Below are 17,795 nucleotides of genomic sequence, written 5' to 3'. Positions count from 1 at the left end.
CCTTGTCGTTGATGCGAGCCTCGCAGCCGCTCATGACCTTTGCAAGGCAGGGCTTGACAGACAATTGGTCTTTTGGAGACTATTGTCTTGGGGAAGTGGTTTTTGGACGTTTTGCACTTGATCGTGACATCGTCCCCCTCACGCCCCGTAGCGTGCCAGCCGCTCCAGATCCAAAATCGTTACGCTGCCATGGCCGACCTCCAGCAGGCCGAGGCCGGCCAGTTTCTGCAGCCCCTGATTGGCGATCTGGCGTGACATGCCGGCGAGCAGCCCGAGTTCCTCCTGGCTCACCTCCAGCGTCCTGCCCTGGTCGGGATAGAGCGTCGGGTTGAACAGCCAGGCGAGATTGCGGGCGAGGCGGCCGGTCGAATCAAGCGTGCGTTCCGTTTCGGCCAGCGCGATGAACTGGGCCAGCCTCTCGTTGAACTGGTGGACGAGGAAGCGGTTGAAGGCGGCCGAGTGCTCGAACAGCCAGAGGAAGGTCGACCGCCGCATCAAGGCGAGTCTGGTATCGCGCAGGGCGACGAGTTCGTAGCGGCGAGGCTCGGCCTTGATCACGGTCCCCTCGCCGAACCAGGCGCCTGCGCGCATCCCAGCCAGGGTCGCGGACTTGCCGGTCTTCGATGTGGTGGACATCTTGACCAGCCCCTCGGCAATGCCGGTCCAGGATTCGAGCCGATCACCGACATGGCAGATATTGGCGCCCTTGCCATAAGTCTTGAAGGTGATGCCCCGGCGCGCCTCCTCGAACTCGTCCGCCGTCAGGTCGCGCGACCAGGCGGCGATGGCGCGAAGGTCTTCGGGGGTGATCAAGGGCGGGAATGTCCTTCCTGGCTGATATCTCAATATGGAGTGCTGGCATTGCAGAACTCAAGAATCCGCGCCGTTGCCCATTACGTCAAATGTCCCGAATTGCAGGATCGCCCTTGGTCATCGACCATCACGGCGTTCGCTTAGCCCACAGTTCGAAGGAGGGTGCCACGATGATACTTATTGGGGTCAATCGCTCGCCTTACACCCGGCGCGTGGCTATCACGCTCAAAATCTATGATGTCTCGTTCGAACAAAGTGCGCTCTCCGGCTTCGGCAATCGGGCCGAGGTCCGAACAGGTAATCCACTCGGACGCATACCGACCTTGATTCTGGAAGATGGCGAGACACTCGTCGATAGCGGCGCGATCATCGACCATCTCGACGAGGTATATGGTCGAGAGCGTTCATTGACGCCGTCCTCGGGGCCCGATCGCCGCGCCGTATTACGAATGGCGGCGATCATGATGGGTGCGTGCGACAAGGGCCTTCAAGCTGCTTACGAGCGCAACCACCGGCCCTCTGAGAAAGTGCATCAACCCTGGATCGATGACTGCATGGCGCAGATGACAAACGCGCTCGTTGCAGCCGACGCGGTGCTGGCAGGTGGCCAGTCATTCTTACTGCTCGGACGCCTTACTCGGGCGGACGTGGCTGCATTCGTCGCCGAACGGCTCGCGCGCGGCCTTGGTGTCGATACGGAAACGCAAATGCCATCTCCGCGACAGCTCACGAGGCGTCTGTCCGAGGTGCATGCTTTTCGATCGACTGAACCTTGAGGCAAAGGCGCGAAGGTCTTCGGGGGTGATCAAGGGGGGAATGTCCTTGGGTGCAGACCGACACTATAGAGCGCGTTAGCGACTGGATTCGAGATCGGGCGCCTGAGCACGGGGAACCCTCTCCCGTAGAGAGAGGGCAGGGTGAGGGGTCGGGCCTTAGACGCTGCTGCCGTATCCTACCCACCGCTTCCTTGATGTTACTGGTCCAAGGGCCTTCACCTCACCCCTGCCCCTCTCCTTACAGGAGGGGTTCTTCCAGCGCCCTACTCCGCCGCTTTCGGCATCGCCAGCGCCGCGGCCGAGCCGTCGCGGAGCCTCGCCAGCAGTTCGGCCTCCTCGGCCTTGGCGGCCTTGAGGTGGCGCTCCTTGACGTGGCCGAAGCCGCGGATCTTTTCCGGGATCGCGGCCAGCGCAACGCAGAGCGCGTGGTTTTCGGCCGACAGCTTGCCGAGGATGTCTCCGAGCAGTGTCTCGTAGTCGGCGATCAGCCGGCGCTCGGTCTTACGCTCATGGCTGTAGCCGAAGATGTCGAACCTGGTGCCGCGCAGACCCTTCAGCTTCGACAGCATCCCGAAGGCGGTCATCATCCAGGGGCCGAAGCTCATCTTGCGCGGGACGCCGGTGTTGGGATCGACCTTCGCAAGCAACGGAGGGGCGAGATTGAACTCGTAGCGCAGCGGCTTGCCTTCGGCATCGGTCGTCTCGAAGGTCGCCTCGACCTGTTTCTGGAACGCGCCGTCGGCATAGAGCCTGGCGACTTCGTATTCGTCCTTGTAGGCCATCAGCTTGAAGAGATAGCGCGCCACCGTCTCGGCCAAAGCGCTCTGGCCGGGCAGGGCAGCCGCTTCCGCCGTCTGGACGCGGGCGACGAGGTGGCGGTAGCGCGCGGCATAGGCGGCGTTCTGGTAGGCGGTCAGGAACGTCACCCGGCGCGCGATCATCTCGTCGAGCGATTCCGAGATATGGCGCGCCTGCGTCGGGGCCTTGGCCTCGGATAGGGCGGCGAGCAGGGCTGCAGGATCATGCGCGGCGCGGCGGCCGAGTTCGAAGGCCTGCTTGTTCATCGGCACAGCCTCGCCGTTCAGCTCGATGGCGCGCAGCAGCGCCTCGCGCGAAAGCGGCACGCCGCCGAACTGCCAGGCGTAGCCGAGCATGAACATGTTGGCGGCGATGGCATTGCCGAGGAAGGCGACGGCGGCTGCGGTCGCATCGACGAAATGCGTGCGGTCGCGGCCCGAGGCCGAAAGGATCGCGCGCTTCAGCCGCTCCACCGGCAGCGAAAAATCGGCGTCCCGGGTGAAATCGCCGGGCATGTTCTCGGCGGTGTTGACGACGACGGTCGAAGCAGCCGGCTTGATCGAGCCCAGCACCTTCTTGGAGCCGGTAACGGTGAGGTCGCAGCCGAGCACGAGATCAGCTTGTCCGGCCGAGACGCGGATGGCGTGAATCTCCTCGGGCGTCGGAGCTAGCTTGACGTGGCTGAAGACCGCGCCGCCCTTCTGGGCGAGGCCGGCCATGTCGATCATGCCGCAGCCCTTTCCCTCCAGATGGGCCGCCATGCCGAGGATTGCGCCGATCGTGACCACGCCGGTGCCGCCGACGCCGGTGACGACGACGGCGAAGCTGCGGGTCAGAGCCGGCACGATCGGCTCGGGGATTTCGCCCGATCCGAAGGCCGAGGCATCGAGCTTGCGCGGGGCGGCCTTCTTCGGACGTGCACCATGCACGGTGACGAAAGAGGGGCAGAAGCCCTTCACGCAGGAGAAGTCCTTGTTGCAGTTCGACTGGTCGATCTGGCGCTTGCGTCCGAATTCGGTCTCCAGCGGCTGCACCGAGACGCAGTTCGACTGCACGCCGCAATCGCCGCAGCCTTCGCAGACGAGTTCGTTGACGATGACGCGCTTGTCGGGGTCGGGATAGGTGCCGCGCTTGCGGCGGCGGCGCTTTTCGGTGGCGCAGGTCTGGTCGTAGAGCAGCAGCGAGACGCCGGGGACCTGGGCAAGTTCGCGCTGGATCGTGTCGAGATCGTCGCGATGGCTGATCGTGGTGCCGGGCGGCCATTGCGTGCCGGAGGGGTATTTGTCCGGCTCGTCGGTGACGACCGCGATGCGCTGGACACCTTCGCCGGCGATCTGGCGGGCCATCTGGTCGGGGGTGAGGTGGCCTTCGGCCTGCTGGCCGCCGGTCATCGCGACCGCATCGTTGTAGAGCAGCTTGTAGGTGATGTTGACGCCGGCCGCGACCGCCCAGCGGATCGCGAGCGAGCCGGAATGGGTATAGGTGCCGTCGCCAAGATTCTGGAAGACATGGCTGCGGGTGGAGAACGGCGCCTCGCCAATCCAGTTCGCGCCCTCGCCGCCCATCTGGGTGAAGCCCACCGTGTCGCGGTCCATCCACTGCACCATGTAGTGGCAGCCGATGCCGGCATAGGCGCGCGAACCCTTGGGCACGACGGTCGAGGTGTTGTGCGGGCAGCCCGAGCAGTAATAGGGCGTGCGTTTCGCGACTTCCTGCGCCTCGGCCAAACGCCCTTGCGCCTGCGCGATCTCCTCGAGCTTCTCCCGCAGCGCCGGGTCGTCCTGATATTGCAGCAGCCGCGCGCCGAGCGCGATCGCGACGTCGTTGGGGTCGAGCGCGCCATGGACCGGGAACAGCCACTCGCCGTTCTCGTCCTTCTTGCCGATCACCATCGGCTGGTGCTGCGAACCATAAAGCTCCTCGCGGACCTGGACCTCGATCAGCGAGCGCTTTTCCTCGACGACCATGACGAGGTCGAGCCCGGCGACGAAGCTCTTCAGTTCCGAGGGGTCGACCGGCCAGGGGCAAGCGAGCTTGAACAGGCGGATGCCGAGATCGTTGGCGCGGACCTCGTCGATGCCAAGTTCCTCGAAGGCCTGACGCACGTCGAGATAAGATTTGCCGACGGTGATGATGCCGATGCGCGGCTGCCTGCCGCCCGAGGTGATGGTCTGGTTGAGCTTGTTGGCGCGCAGATAGGCCAGCATCGCGGCGCGCTTGTGGATGTGGAGGCGCTTCTCCTGGTCGAGGAAATCGAGTTCCCGGCGGATGCTCAAGCCCCCCGGCGGCACCTCGAAATCATCGGGAATCACGATCTTGACGCGGTCGACCGAGCCATCGACCGAGGCCGTCGACTCGATGTTGTCCTTGACGCATTTGATCCCGACCCAAACCGAGGCGAAGCGCGACAGCGCCAGACCATGGAGCGAATAGTCCATGATCTCCTGAACGCCGGCCGGGTTCAGGATCGGCATCATGCGGTCAACGAAGACGAATTCGGTTTGGTGGGCGTTGGTCGAGCTTTCGGCCGTGTGGTCGTCGCCCATCAGGCAGATCACGCCGCCATGGGGGGAGGTGCCGGCCATGTTGCCGTGGCGGAAGACGTCGCCGGTGCGGTCGACGCCGGGGCCCTTGCCGTACCAGAGCGCGAAGACGCCGTCATATTTGCCTTCGCCCTGGAGCTCCGCCTGCTGCGTGCCCCAGACGGCGGTTGCCGCGAGATCCTCGTTCAGCCCCGGCGTAAAGACGACATCGGCGGCTTTCAGGTGCTTGGCCGCCCGCGTCAACTGCTGGTCGAGGCCGCCGAGGGGCGAGCCGCGATAGCCCGAGACGAAGCCGGCCGTGTTCAGCCCCGCGTGCTTGTCGCGCTCGCGCTGGACCATCAGCATGCGCGCGATCGCCTGCGTGCCGTTCAGGAAAATGCGTTGTTTGGAGAGATCGTATTTGTCGTCGAGCGCGACCTCGCGCAGCCCGTTGGCGCGGTCTTTGCCGTCCGATGTCGCAGCGTGCTGAATCTCGGCCATGGCCGACCTCCCTCGATCGTCGCGTTTCCCAGAATATGGGGCCGGTTGATCCCGCCTCCAAGCTTCACATCGGGCATCGCCAGATACGTCAGTAATGCTGACATATCTCAGAGGCGGGGTCAATCACTCTGGGATCGTTCCAGCCTGGCGCGCATCGACAGCGGCCTGCCGCGATTTGGCCCCGTTTGCGAGAGAAGGCTGGTGGGCGTCACAGCCGGTGCGACGCCCGCATTCACGATGCGTTAACCATGCCCTGCCCAGGCTTTCCGTCTCATGCGAAGGAACCGGCCGTGAAGTGTTGTGCCATCACCGCAGCGCTTATCGCGGGCGTCGGCGCTTTGCCGTTGCTGGCCGGGCCGGCAAGCGCTCACCCTCATGTCTTCGTTTCGGCACGCACCCAGATCATCTACGGAGCTGGCGGCACGGTGACGGCGCTGCAGCATGTCTGGAGCTTTGACGAGGCCTATTCGGCCTACATCACCCAGGGGCTCGACAAGAACGGCGACGGCAAGCTGACGCCCGACGAACTGACGGAACTCGCCAAGGTCAATATCGAATCCCTGCCCGAGGTCGGCTTCTTCACCATCGCCAAGGCCAATGGCAAGGTTCAGGAATTCGGCACGCCGACGCAGGCGAGCCTCGCCTTCGAGAACAAGATTCTGACCCTGACCTACACTCTGCCGCTGAAGACGCCGGCGGTCGCATCCCGCTCCTTCGGCATCGAGATCGGCGATCCGAGCTATTTCGTCGCGTTCGACATCGTCGATGCGCCCGATGCGGTCACCACCCGTGATGCGCCGAAAGGCTGCGTCGTGCGCGTCGCAAGACCGCCCAAGCTCGATCCCGCCACGCAGCAGAAGCTCGCCCAGGAAGACGTCACAGCCACGCCCGACACGAGCGGGCTGCAGGTCACGACGCGCGCGCTGGTGGCATGTCCCTGAGTTTTCCACCACAAACCCAAAGCCCTCATCCTGAGGAGCGGGCGCCAGTCCGCGTCTCGAAGGATGCTCCAGCGCGCTCTGGATCCTTCGAGACGAAGCCTTCGGCTTCTCCTCAGGATGAGGGCTGGTGGGGCCGGGGAGGGCGGTTTCGACGGCTGCTGATCGCCTTGCTCGCGCTCGCTCTCGTCGCCGGCGCGCTGACGCTTGTGGCGATCGTCATCACCAGCGTCAGCCCGCCGCCACCGCCGCCGCCGCGCAATCCCTTCGGGGCCGGACTGCCGCGCGAGGCGCTGCCCTCGACGACGGGGATCGGCGGCGTTCTGCTGGCCTGGCAATCGACCTTCTACCGCGACCTGACCGCCGCGCTGAAGGCGATTGCGCAGAGCCCGGCCGCATTGTGGAGCCTGCTGGGTCTCGCCTTCGGCTATGGCGTCTTCCATGCCGCCGGCCCAGGCCACGGCAAGGCGGTGATCTCGGCGTATATCGTCGCCGACGACCGCAGCTTGTGGCGCGGCGTGGGCCTGAGCTTCGCAGCGGCGATCCTGCAGGCGCTCGTCGCCATCGCGCTGGTCGCGACGCTGACGCTCGCCTTCAGGACAACGGCGCAGACGATGACGATTGCCACCACCGCGATCGAGCAGACGAGCTTTGCGCTCGTGGCGCTGGTCGGGGCCCTTGTGCTCTGGCGCAAGGCCGGCGCGTTGCTGGCGCTCGGAAATGGCGTAGGCGCGCATGATCCGTCCTGCGACCATGTCCATATGCCGACCCCCGATGAGACCGCGCGCCTCGGCGGCTGGCGTGAGATCGCGGGCGTGGTGTTCGCGGCGGGTCTGCGTCCCTGCGCGGGCGCGCTGATCATCCTCGTCTTTTCCGCCTCGCAGGGCCTGCTCTGGGCCGGCATCGCCGCGACCTTCGCCATGGCCCTCGGCACGGCGCTGACCACGGGCGCGCTTGCGGCGCTGGCGGTATTCTTCAAGTTTGCCGCCTTGAGGCTCGCAGGCGGCGGCTCGCTGCGTGGCGCGCGCGTAATCGCAGGGCTCGAGGTACTGGCGGCCGCGTTCGTGGCAGTACTGGGCGCGGCGCTGTACCTGGGCCTATGGATCGGCGGCATGGGGAACTGACGCCGGCTAGCCCGAGCGCCGTCATTCCGGGGCGACCCGAAGGTCGAGCCAGGAACCCATAAACACAGGTCTTGCCAGTCAAGCGCCCGACCTCATCGACTTTTCCGGTATTGGCAGTGCGTATGGGTTCCGGGCTCTTCGCTGCGCGAAGCCCCAGAATGACAGGGGTTCGGCAATGCGCTCCTCAGCGGCCGTGCTTCTCCAGAAACGCCTCGACCGGGAGCGCCCGGAAATCCTCCAGCGCCTCGCGCAGCCTTGCGTGCTCCCAGTCCCACCAGGCCAGCGCCATTAGCCGCTCGGCGATCGGCTCGGGAAAGCGGCGCCTGATCGGCCGGGCCGGATTGCCCCCGACGATGGTGTAGGGCGGTACATCCTTGGTGACGATCGCGCCGCCCGCCACCACCGCGCCGGTGCCGATGCTGCGGCCGGGCAGGATAATGGCGCCATGGCCGATCCAGACGTCGTGGCCGATCGTGACCGGCGTCGAGCGGCGCCAGGCGAAGAACTCCGCATCGTCCTGCGCATCCTCGAAATAGGCCGAGGCGCGGTAGGTGAAATGCGACTGGCTCGCCCGTTGCATCGGGTGGTTGCCGGGGTTGATGCGGGTATGGGCGGCGATCGAGCAGAATTTCCCGATCGTCGTGTAAATGACATTCGCGTCGTTCACGACATAGGAGTAATCGCCCATGGTCGACTCGACGAAGGCGGTGCGCGCGCCGATTTCCGTATAGCGTCCGAGCGTCGCCTGCCGCACCTGCGCGGTCGGGTCGATCACAGGTTCCAGCCCCAGTTTCCTAGCTGCCATGTCGTCAGTCTCTCCCGATCTGTCCGTGAAATACCAGGGCGCGCTCGTGCTGGTCGTCGGCCCGTCCGGGGCCGGCAAGGACACGCTGATGGACGCCGCGCGTGAGGCGCTGGCGGATGATGGCGGTTTCCATTTCGCGCGCCGCCTGATCACGCGGCCGGCGATGGCCGGTGCAGAGGACCATGACAGCTGCGACGAGGCGGGCTTCGCCAGCGCCGAAGCGCGCGGCGAGATGGCGCTGAGCTGGCGGGCGCATGGGTTGTGCTACGGCATCCCCGCCACCGAGCTCGCCGGCATCGCCCAGCGCCAGGTCGTGATCGTCAACGTCTCGCGTGCGGTCATCGCTGCGGCGGAGGCGCTGGCCGAGCGTATCGTGGTGATCGAGATTACCGCGCCCGACGCCGTGCTGGCGAAGCGACTCGCGGCGCGGGGTCGCGAGAGCGAGGCCGATATCGCCGCGCGCCTTGCCCGCGAGGCGCCCTTGCGGACCAAGCAGGCGAAGCTGGTGACGATCCAGAACGACCGGACGGTCGCGGAGGGGGCGGCGGCGTTCGTGGCGGCGGTGCGGGAACTTGCGGGCGTCGAAATCGCCTGAGCGCTTCCCTTGACGATCTGACCTCGTCGGATTGCAGTGGTCACCGGCGATCATTCCCGCACCGTCATTCCGGGCGCAGCGAAGCGGAGACCCGGAATTCATTGTAAGGCACTGCGATGTTCTATGATGGATTCCGGATCGGCGCCGCTTCGCGGCTTGTCCGGAATGACGGCGCGCTGGATATCGTCATCTGTCATCGACATGGTGAAGCTCTTGTCAGCCAGGCCCCTAGACCCGCCCAGGCCGATCCATCAACCCAGCAGGACCGAATCGAGCAGGCGGAAGCGGCTGTCGCGGGTGTCCTGCTTGAATAGGGCGATGCGGTCGATCGCGACCGGGCCTGCCGGTACGCTCGCGGCATAGGCCTGCGCCAGCGCTTGCCGCGTCGGCGCGACGGCGTCCGGCGGCAGCGAGCCCGTCAGCGTCATATGGAAGCGGAAGGCGTCGCCAACATAAGGATAGCCATAGGCTTCGAGATAGGCCCGGTGCGCCGGGGTCAGCGGCGATTTCAGCCGGCGCGCCAGATCGGATTCGCTCAACGGCGCCCGGAAGGGCTCGTAAGCCTGGACCAGCGCGAAGGCGAAGCGCTGCAATGCGTCGCTCTGCTGGACGGGCGTCAGCGCGATGAACGGGCCGAGCGCGGTGACGGTCAAGCCTGAGAGCGGGACGGGGTCGAGGCCCGAGGCGTAGTTGTGCGCGAAGGCACGCAGCTGGCCCTCGCTGCGGCCCGAGGCTAGCTCGAAGGGCGCCTTCAGCGTGCCGTGGAAGCCATACCGGCGGGGCTCCGCCGTCAGGTCGGGCCAGGTTGACGCGTCGCAGCCGGCTGGCACGGCGAAGGGAATGTCCGCACCCGTCAGCGCGTCATAACCCAGGGTCGCGCTGCCGAAGCGCCAGAGCTCGCTGTCGGCGGACGGGGCGTAGTAGACGGCGTAGCGCGGCCCGCTCAAAACGCGCGCTGCCCCTGTGACCAGACGGTGGCGATCACCGGCGTCGGTCCCAGCGCCCTGAAGCGGACGAGGTCTGCGCGCAGCCCAGGCTTGAGATGGCCGCGATCCTTCAGGCCGAGAATATCGGCGACCTTCCAGGTCACCATGCCCATCGCTTCAGGCAGGCCGATGCCGTGGTCGGCATACAGCTTCAGCACGGCCTGAAGCAGGCTGGCGGGGACATAGTCGGAGGAGAGCCCGTCCAGCAGGCCCTTCTCGGCCAGTTCCGAGACCGAGACGCCGCCCGAATGCGAGCCGCCGCGCACGACGTTCGGCGCGCCCGCGACCGTGGCGAGCCCGCGCTGCCTGGCGAAGGCCGCGGCCTCGAGCGTGGTCGGGAATTCCGAGATCACGGCGCCCGAGGCGATGCCGGCCTCGACATGGTCGAGCGTGGTGTCGTCATGGGTCGCGATCGGAATGCCGCGCGAGCCGAACATCTCGACGACCGCGCTCCAGTTGCCGGAGACGTTGGCCGCGCCTTCGGCCTGCCGCAGCACGACATCCTCCTCGAATTCGGACAGCGTCTTGCCGTTGCCGAGCGCGTAGGTCTTCAGGTCCTCGATATTGCGCCATTGGCGCTGGCCCGGCGTGTGGTCCATCAGCGAGACAAGCTGGACCAGTTCGTCGTCCTGGTAGGGCTCGATGTCGCGCAGCAGATCCGGGCTCGTCAGTTCGCAACGCATGTGGATGCGGTGGTCGATGCGGAAGACGTTTTCACGGCGCCCGTCGGCCAGCGCCGTCATCACATCGGCGAAGATGTCCTTGCGGTAGTCCTTGGCCGAGAAGGGCGTGCCGGCACAGATGGCGTCGTAGACCGTGGTGACGCCGGCCGCCGCCATCTGCGCGTCATGGACAAGCGCCGCCGCGAGCCCGTTCGGCCAGAAGACCTTCGGGCGCGGCATGAAGTGCTTTTCCATGTTGTCCGTGTGCATCTCGACGAGGCCCGGCGCGACATAGTCGCCGCCGATGTCGATCGCGCCCGGCAGGCTGGTGCCGCCTTGGTCGACGGCTGCGATGCCGTTTTCGTCGAAGACGATGGTGCCGGTGACGACCTCGTCCTCGAGGATCAGCCTGGCATTGGTGAGAATGGTCTGCATCAGGCGGCCTTCCGGAAATCGGTGATGTCGAGATAGCGCGTCGCGACGGCCTCGCGCACGGCCTCGTCATGGAAGATCCCGACGATGGCCGAGCCCTTCTGACGTGCTTCGGCGATCAGTTCCACCACCACGTCGCGGTTGGCAGCATCGAGCGAGGCGGTGGGCTCGTCGATCAGCATGACGGCCGAGGGATCGACGAAGGAGCGGGCGATGTTGACGCGCTGCTGCTCGCCGCCCGAAAATGTCGCCGGCGCGAGATGCCAGAGCCGCTCGGGCAGGTTCAGCCGGGCGAGCATGGCTTTGGCCCGCTCGCTCGCCTCCTCGGGCGAGACGCCGCGCGCCAGCAGAGGATCGCGCACGATGTCGAGGGCCGAGACGCGCGGAATGACGCGCAGGAATTGCGAGACGAAGCCCAGCGTGCGGCGCCGGATGTCGAGCACGGTGCGCGGCACGGCGGCGACGATGTCGATCGGCCGGCCGGCATGGGTGATGTGGATATGGCCGGAGCTTGGTCGGTAATTGCCGTAGAGGATGCGCAGCAGGCTCGACTTTCCGGCCCCGGAGGCGCCGGCCAGCACCAACGCTTCGCCAGCCGCGACGCTGAAATTGACGTCGTCGAAAACGGGCAGCCGGACGCCGCCCTGATTTTGCAGGGTGAAGGCCTTGGCGACGTTCTCGACGTGAATCATCGTGGTCATGGTGTCAGTGCCTTGTGCCGGCGAGGTGACGCGTGTGTGACGGGGAGCTTGTCATTCCGGGTTCTTCGCGGCGCGAAGCCCCGGAATGACAAGGGGAGATCTCAAACACTCAGCACCGCCGAGGTCAGGAGCTGCGTATAAGCATGATGCGGGTCGTCCAGCACCTGGTCGGTCAAACCCTGCTCGACGACATGACCGTCCTTCATCACCATCAACCGGTCGGTGAGGAGCCGCGCCACGGCAAGGTCGTGGGTGACGATGATCGCGGCCAGACCCAGATCGCGGACCAGCACGCGCAGCAGGTCGAGCAGCTTGGCCTGCACCGAAACATCGAGCCCGCCGGTCGGCTCGTCCATAAAGACCAGCTTCGGCTCCGAGACCAGCACGCGGGCGATCTGCAGGCGCTGCTGCATTCCGCCGGAGAACTGGCGCGGGCCATCGTCGATGCGGCTTTCCGAAATCTCGACGCGGGCGAGCCAGTCCAGCGCTCGCTCGCGGATCTGTCCGTAATGCCGGTCGCCGCGATCCATCAGGCGCTCGCCGACATTGCCGCCGGCCGAGACGTCCATGCGCAGACCGTCGCGCGGGTTCTGGTGGACAATGCCCCAGGCCGTGCGCATCAGGCGGCGGCGCTCCTGCTCGGGCACGGAGTAGATGTCGAGCGGGGTGCCCGAACCCCGGAACAGCACTTCTCCTGCGTCGGGCCTGTCGATGCCGGCGAGGCAGCGCAGCAGCGTCGATTTGCCCGAGCCCGATTCGCCGACGATGCCGAGCACTTCGCCCGGCCAGAGGTCGAAGGAGACATCGGCGCAGCCGATACGCTCGCCATAGAAGCGGCTGACGTCATGGACCGAGAGCAGAGGAGCGGGGTCGAGCGCGGTTTCGGGCGGGGAGATGTGAATGGTCATGGCTTCGCCTCCGTCACCAACCCGCTCGCCGCCGCATCGCCCAGCATTGCGCCGCGATGGCCGGCTTCGCGGCGCGTCTCGCAATGGTGGCTGTCGGAGCAGACGAACATGCGCCCGCCCCGGTCGTCGATCACGACCTCGTCGAGATAACTGTCGCCCGCGCCGCAGAGCCCGCAGGGCTCATTCCAGCTCTGGATGCGGAAGGGATGGTCGTCGAAATCGAGGCTCTTCACGCTGGTATGGGGCGGCAGCGCGTAGATGCGCTTTTCGCGACCGGCTCCGAAGAGCTGCAATGCCGGCGACATGTGCATCTTCGGATTGTCGAATTTCGGGATCGGCGAGGGCGCCATGACATAGCGGCCATTGACCATGACAGGATAGTCGTAGGTCGTCGTCACCTCGCCGAAGCGGGCGATGTTCTCGTAAAGCTTGACCTGCATCAGACCGTATTCGGCCCAGGCGTGCATCTTGCGCGTCTCGGCCTCGTGCGGCTCGAGCTTGCGCAGCGGCTCAGGCATCGGCACCTGATAGACCATGATCTGCCCGGCGCTCAGCGGCGCCTCGGGGATGCGGTGGCGGGTCTGGATGATCGTCGCCTGATTCGTCGCCTCTGTAGTGCGCGCATCGGCGGTGTGCTCGAAAAAGCGCCGAATCGAGACGGCGTTGGTGGTGTCGTCGGCACCCTGGTCGATTACTTTCAGCGTGTCGGCCGGCCCGATGATAGCCGCCGTCACCTGGATGCCGCCGGTGCCCCAGCCACGGGCGAGCGGCATCTCGCGCGAGCCGAACGGCACCTGATAGCCGGGCACCGCCACCGCCTTGAGCAGGGCGCGCCGGATCATCCGCTTGGTCTGTTCGTCGAGATAGGCATAGTTGTAAGCCGGCTTTGTATCGTCGCCGGGCACTGTCTGGTGAAGCGTCATTCGGCTGCCTCCTGCAGGGGCTCGTCCTTCGCCAGCCGCGCTTCCCGCTCGCGGCGGATGCGGCGGATGAGGTCGAGTTCGCCCTGGAAATCGACGTAGTGGGGCAGCTTGAGGTGCTCGACGAAGCCGGCCGCCTCGACATTGTCGGAGTGGTACAGCACGAACTCGTCCTGCTGGGCGGGATAGGTCGCCGCCTCGCCGAACTCGCGGCATTTCAACGCCCGGTCGACCAGTGACATCGACATCGCCTTGCGTTCGGCATGGCCGAAAGCGAGCCCGTAGCCGCGCGTGAACTGCGGCGCGACCTCCTTCGAGCCCTGGAACTGGTTGACCATCTGGCATTCGGTCAGGGTGATCTCGCCGAGATCGACCGCAAAGCCGAGTTCCTCGGGCACGAACTCGACCGAAACCTCGCCGACGCGGATCTCGCCGACGAAAGGGTGGCTGTTGCCGAAGCCGCGCTGGACCGAATAGCCGAGGCCGAGCAGAAAACCCTCGTCGCCGCGCGCCATGGACTGCAGGCGCACATCGCGATCGGCGGGGAAGGAGACCGGCTCGCGGGTGAGGTCGAAGGGACGCGGATCGCCGTCGGGCGGAACTTCCGGCTCCATCAGGCCCTCGGCGCCGAGGATGTCGGGCACGCGGGGCATGTGGGAGGCGAGGGGCTCTTCTCCCTCCCCCCGCTTGCGGTGGGGAGGGCCGGGGTGGGGGGGAGAGTTCACAGGCTTCGACGTTGAGGCAAGTTCTGCACGCCCCCCCATCCCTAACCCTTCCCCACCGCAAGCGGGGGGAAGGGGACTGCCGGCGTCGCGTTCCCCATCCATCAACCCGAAATCGAAGAGCCGATGCGTATAATCATAGGTCGGCCCCAGCACCTGCCCGCCCGGCAGGTCCTTGTAGGTCGCCGAGACGCGGCGGCGGATCGCCATCCGGGCGGTATCGACCGGCTCCGACGAGCCGAAGCGCGGCAGCGTGGTGCGATAGGCCCGCATCAGGAAGGCGGCCTCGATCACGTCGCCCTGCGCCTGCTTCAATGCCAGTGCGGCAAGGTCGGCGTCGTAAAGCGAACCCTCGTTCATGACGCGGGCACAGGCCAGGCCCTGCTGCTCGCGGATTTGCGCGACCGAAATCTCGGGCACGGCCTCGTCGCCGCGACGCGCTTCCGCGACGAGATCATGCGTGGCGAGGATTGCGGCTTCGCCGCCCTTGACCGCGACATACATTACGGAAGCTCCAAAACTTGCGTCGAGCGCGGCAGGCCGATGACGGCGCCGCCATGGCTCAGCACGAGATCGACGCCGAGCGGATAGAGTTCGGCATTGGCCGCGACCTGTTCCCAGAAATCCTGCGGCAGGCCTTGCGGGGCGATCGTACGGCGGCCGGGGATTCCTGGTCCTGCCAACGTCACGGCGTCGCCGCCATCGAGGCCGGCGCACTGCACGATGACCGTGGTCGAGCGGTCGGGGAATTGGTCCGTACCGGGATTGAAGGCCGAAAGAGGCACTTCGTCGCTCGCACCGTCGATGACGGCGAAGCTCGCGGCGGCCGGATCATCGACAAGCGTTGCGCCACAATGGAAGCGCAGCCAGGCGGCCGCCGGGCCATTGCGCAGGATCTCCGGCAACCAGATGGGCGTCTCGTAGTCGGCCAGCGTCAGCAGTGCGATGGCGGTCGCCGCATTCAGGCCGTCGGGCGGGGCGAAGGCGCCGGCGACGTCCTGCGCGAGGCCCGGTTCCGACAGTGCCGAGAGAAGCGCCCGGAAGGCGGCCTGCGACTGGAAGACCGGGTCGGCGAAGCCCGCCGTGATAAGCGTGTCAGTCGTCATCAGGCGCTCCGAACCAGCGTGAAGAAATCGACCTTGGTCGCGGCGGCCTTGCGCGAAGCGAGGTCGCGCGCCGCCATCTGGCGCGCCGCGAGATCGGCGATGCCCCGCGTGAGTTCGCTACCTTGCGCCTCGCGCTGCAGGCGCGCATCGAGGATGGCGGCGAGCCGCGCCTTGCGGCCGTCGCGGCCGAGCGCATAGGAAAAGCCCATCGCGCCGTCGTCGAGCCTGACGACGCAGCGGGTCACCGTGGCCTCGCCTAGGTTGAAGCGCCGGCCGGCGCCGCCAGCGCGTCCCTCGACCATGACGGTGCCGGTCTCCGGTGCTTTAAGCACCTCATGGGCCGGCAGTTCGGGGCCGGCCAGGGCCTCGATCTCGCTGCGCGAGGCGCGCGCGAGGATCGCCATCCAGTGTCGTCGCGCGGTCGTGTCGGACATCGTCATGGGTCGTCTGGTCACTCGTTAATGTCTAGACTATGATAGAGTCGTTGCGAGCAAAGGTCTATACATTTTGCATGAAATTCTGATGACAGCCGATGCTGCCGAGGATCGCGGCACGGCCTGGCGGCGGATCGCCGACGAACTCGAAGCGGCGATCGGGCGGGGCGACTACGCGGTCGGCGATACGCTGCCGGCTTCGGTCGCGCTGGCCGAGCGCTACGGCGTGCATCGTCACACCGTGCGGCAGGCCTTCCGGCATCTGGCCGAGCGGGGGCTGGTGACGGTCGCGCGCGGACGCGGCACGCAGGTCAGCGCACCGCGTATTCCCTATGCGATAGGCCGGCGTGTCAGCATGCGGGCCAATTTTAGTCGGATCGGCATCGCGGCATCGCGCCGGCTGCTGTCGACTGCGCGGATCGAAGGCGATGCCGAGACCTGCGGGGTGCTGGGGCTGCAGGCTGGCTCGCCGCTCTGGCAGACGCAAGGCCTGAGCCTGGCCGACGGCACTCCGATCGGAACAGGGACGCACTGGCTTTCGGTCGCGCGCTTCCCGGATTTCGACGAGGCCTTCGCACAGGCCGGCGCCTCGATGACGGCAGCGCTCAAGGCCTTCGGCGTCGCCGACTATGTCCGCCTTTCGACGCGGCTGACGGCACGGCTCGCCAGCGAGCGCGAGGCGGCGCTGCTGGAGATCGAGCCGGGCAGCGCCGTGATGGTCTCGGCCGCTGTCGATGCCCTGCCGGACCTGACCCCGATCCATCTGGTCAACAGCGTCTTCGCCGGCGAGCGCATGGAGATGGTGGTGGAGCCGTTCAGCGAGGAGGCGCGCTAGCCGCCAAATCGCCCAGCCGCCAAGTTCCGGAGCCGGAGGTTCTTGCGCCGACGGAGGTTCGGCGCGATGCTTCTAACGGGAACACGCGACGCAAGATCGCGCGGAAACTGATCCGAGGAGAACGTCGTCATGATTCATTTCACCAGGCTGCTGCGCGCGGCTGTTCTCGTCGCGTCCTGCGGCATCGCGGGGCTCGCGCTGGCCGCGGATTATCCGGCCCCCAAGCGCGGGGTCTGGATCGCGAAGGACTTCCGCTTCAATACGGGTGAGACCCTGCCGGAGCTGAAGCTCGGCTATGCGACCGTGGGTGAGCCGACGGGCGAGCCGGTCGTGATCCTGCATGGCACGGCGGGCTCAGCGGACAGCATGCTGAGCCCGATCTTCGCCGGCGAGCTGTTCGGGGCCGGCCAGCCGCTCGATGCGAGCAAGTACTATATCATCATTCCCGACGCGGTCGGGGCGGGTGCGTCGTCCAAGCCGTCGGACGGCATGAAGGCGCGGTTTCCGCGCTACAACTACGAGGACATGGTTACGGCGCAGCACAGGCTGGTGAGCGAAGGCCTCGGCATCCGCCATGTCCGGCTCGTGCTCGGCAATTCAATGGGTGGGATGCAGACCTGGATGTGGGGCGTTAAATACCCCGATTTCATGGACGCGCTCGTGCCGATGGCGTCGCAGCCGACGGAAATGTCGAGCCGCAACTGGATGATGCGGCGCATGATCATCGATGCCGTCCGCAACGATCCGGAGTGGAAGGGCGGCGAGTACACGGCCCAGCCGCCGGCGCTCCGGATCGCCAATGTGTTCTTCGGCATCGCGACCAGCGGCGGCACGCTCGCCTTCCAGCAGATGGCGCCGACGCGGGAGGCCGCCGACAAGCTGCTGGACGAGCGGCTGAAGGCGGCTTTCAACGCCGATGCGAACGACTTCCTCTACCAGTGGGATTCCTCGCGCGACTACAATCCCGCGCCCAAGCTGGAGGCGATCAAGGCGCCCGTGCTGGCGATCAACTCCGCCGATGACGAGCGCAACCCGCCTGAGGCCGGCATCATGGAGCGCGAGCTGAAGCGCCTCGGGAATGCCAGGCTGTTGCTGATCCCGGGCAGTGCGGATACGCGCGGCCATGGCACCACGGGGCTTGCCAGGTTCTGGGCGAAGGATTTGGCAGACTGGCTGCCGACCGTGCCAAAGCGGTCGGCCGGCGGCAATTGACGAAG

The 17,795-nt window shown here is 66.4% G+C and carries 17 protein-coding genes; 6 read left to right on the top strand and 11 right to left on the bottom strand.

Going from position 1 to position 17,795, the window contains the following annotated elements; translation table 11 throughout:
* Positions 1-138: 138 nt before the first annotated feature.
* On the bottom strand, positions 139-813 hold the full coding sequence (locus AXW83_RS14515; RefSeq protein WP_066614632.1) for a Crp/Fnr family transcriptional regulator: 675 nt from the start codon (positions 811-813) through the stop codon (positions 139-141).
* A gap of 113 nt (positions 814-926) precedes the next feature.
* On the opposite strand from AXW83_RS14515, the gene AXW83_RS14510 reads away from it, so the two are divergent.
* Positions 927-1,589, top strand: coding sequence for a glutathione S-transferase family protein (locus tag AXW83_RS14510; protein ID WP_066614630.1), 663 nt, complete (start codon positions 927-929; stop codon positions 1,587-1,589).
* A gap of 263 nt (positions 1,590-1,852) precedes the next feature.
* On the opposite strand, the gene AXW83_RS14505 is transcribed toward AXW83_RS14510, so the two are convergent.
* Positions 1,853-5,410 (bottom strand): indolepyruvate ferredoxin oxidoreductase family protein, encoded by a 3,558-nt coding sequence (locus AXW83_RS14505; RefSeq protein WP_066614628.1) that lies wholly within the window; start codon positions 5,408-5,410, stop codon positions 1,853-1,855.
* A 290-nt stretch (positions 5,411-5,700) separates the two neighbouring features.
* Between AXW83_RS14505 and AXW83_RS14500 the strand changes: the two genes are divergently transcribed.
* On the top strand, positions 5,701-6,351 hold the full coding sequence (locus AXW83_RS14500; RefSeq protein WP_066614626.1) for a DUF1007 family protein: 651 nt from the start codon (positions 5,701-5,703) through the stop codon (positions 6,349-6,351).
* A 167-nt stretch (positions 6,352-6,518) separates the two neighbouring features.
* On the top strand, positions 6,519-7,472 hold the full coding sequence (locus AXW83_RS14495) for a nickel/cobalt transporter (RefSeq protein WP_236841667.1): 954 nt from the start codon (positions 6,519-6,521) through the stop codon (positions 7,470-7,472).
* Between the two features lie 184 nt (positions 7,473-7,656).
* Here AXW83_RS14495 and AXW83_RS14490 read toward each other — a convergent pair whose 3' ends face one another.
* Positions 7,657-8,277: a transferase hexapeptide repeat family protein gene (locus AXW83_RS14490; protein ID WP_066614624.1), complete on the bottom strand. Its 621-nt coding sequence runs from the start codon at positions 8,275-8,277 to the stop codon at positions 7,657-7,659.
* Between the two features lie 88 nt (positions 8,278-8,365).
* On the opposite strand from AXW83_RS14490, the gene AXW83_RS14485 reads away from it, so the two are divergent.
* The gene (locus AXW83_RS14485) at positions 8,366-8,872 is read left to right on the top strand and encodes a phosphonate metabolism protein/1,5-bisphosphokinase (PRPP-forming) PhnN (protein WP_442855250.1); all 507 of its coding nucleotides are present in this window, start codon (positions 8,366-8,368) and stop codon (positions 8,870-8,872) included.
* 251 nt (positions 8,873-9,123) lie between these two features.
* Here the strand turns inward: AXW83_RS14485 and AXW83_RS14480 are convergent, their stop codons facing one another.
* From AXW83_RS14480 to phnG, 8 genes are all read right to left on the bottom strand, one after another.
* Positions 9,124-9,819, bottom strand: a complete 696-nt coding sequence (locus AXW83_RS14480) for a DUF1045 domain-containing protein (protein WP_236841665.1) — start codon at positions 9,817-9,819, stop codon at positions 9,124-9,126.
* The gene (locus AXW83_RS14475) at positions 9,816-10,955 is read right to left on the bottom strand and encodes an alpha-D-ribose 1-methylphosphonate 5-triphosphate diphosphatase (RefSeq protein ID WP_066614613.1); all 1,140 of its coding nucleotides are present in this window, start codon (positions 10,953-10,955) and stop codon (positions 9,816-9,818) included. Before AXW83_RS14475 ends, AXW83_RS14480 begins: the two co-directional genes overlap by 4 nt.
* Positions 10,955-11,653: a phosphonate C-P lyase system protein PhnL gene (gene phnL, locus AXW83_RS14470; RefSeq protein ID WP_066614611.1), complete on the bottom strand. Its 699-nt coding sequence runs from the start codon at positions 11,651-11,653 to the stop codon at positions 10,955-10,957. Before phnL ends, AXW83_RS14475 begins: the two co-directional genes overlap by 1 nt.
* Before the next feature lie 101 nt (positions 11,654-11,754).
* Positions 11,755-12,561, bottom strand: coding sequence for a phosphonate C-P lyase system protein PhnK (phnK, locus tag AXW83_RS14465; protein WP_066614608.1), 807 nt, complete (start codon positions 12,559-12,561; stop codon positions 11,755-11,757).
* Complete coding sequence (locus AXW83_RS14460) at positions 12,558-13,484, bottom strand: alpha-D-ribose 1-methylphosphonate 5-phosphate C-P-lyase PhnJ (RefSeq protein WP_066614606.1); 927 nt, start codon at positions 13,482-13,484, stop codon at positions 12,558-12,560. The genes phnK and AXW83_RS14460 overlap by 4 nt, the downstream gene beginning before the upstream one ends.
* Positions 13,481-14,707: a carbon-phosphorus lyase complex subunit gene (locus AXW83_RS14455; protein ID WP_066614604.1), complete on the bottom strand. Its 1,227-nt coding sequence runs from the start codon at positions 14,705-14,707 to the stop codon at positions 13,481-13,483. The genes AXW83_RS14460 and AXW83_RS14455 overlap by 4 nt, the downstream gene beginning before the upstream one ends.
* The gene (gene phnH, locus AXW83_RS14450) at positions 14,707-15,309 is read right to left on the bottom strand and encodes a phosphonate C-P lyase system protein PhnH (RefSeq protein ID WP_066614601.1); all 603 of its coding nucleotides are present in this window, start codon (positions 15,307-15,309) and stop codon (positions 14,707-14,709) included. The genes AXW83_RS14455 and phnH overlap by 1 nt, the downstream gene beginning before the upstream one ends.
* Entirely contained in the window at positions 15,309-15,743 is a 435-nt protein-coding gene (phnG, locus tag AXW83_RS14445) for a phosphonate C-P lyase system protein PhnG (RefSeq protein WP_066620527.1), read from the bottom strand. Before phnG ends, phnH begins: the two co-directional genes overlap by 1 nt.
* 88 nt (positions 15,744-15,831) lie before the next feature.
* Here phnG and phnF point away from each other — a divergent pair, with 88 nt between their 5' ends.
* Together phnF and AXW83_RS14435 are read left to right on the top strand one after the other, a co-directional pair.
* Positions 15,832-16,578, top strand: a complete 747-nt coding sequence (gene phnF, locus AXW83_RS14440) for a phosphonate metabolism transcriptional regulator PhnF (protein ID WP_066614600.1) — start codon at positions 15,832-15,834, stop codon at positions 16,576-16,578.
* Positions 16,579-16,707: 129 nt separating this feature from the next.
* Positions 16,708-17,790 (top strand): alpha/beta fold hydrolase, encoded by a 1,083-nt coding sequence (locus tag AXW83_RS14435; RefSeq protein ID WP_066614599.1) that lies wholly within the window; start codon positions 16,708-16,710, stop codon positions 17,788-17,790.
* Positions 17,791-17,795 lie beyond the last annotated feature (5 nt).

Origin of the sequence: Bosea sp. PAMC 26642, assembly GCF_001562255.1 — a bacterium.
In the GTDB taxonomy this organism is placed as follows: domain Bacteria; phylum Pseudomonadota; class Alphaproteobacteria; order Rhizobiales; family Beijerinckiaceae; genus Allobosea.
Note: the sequence above shows the minus strand (reverse complement) of the source record. Positions and strands in the feature narration are given on the sequence as shown.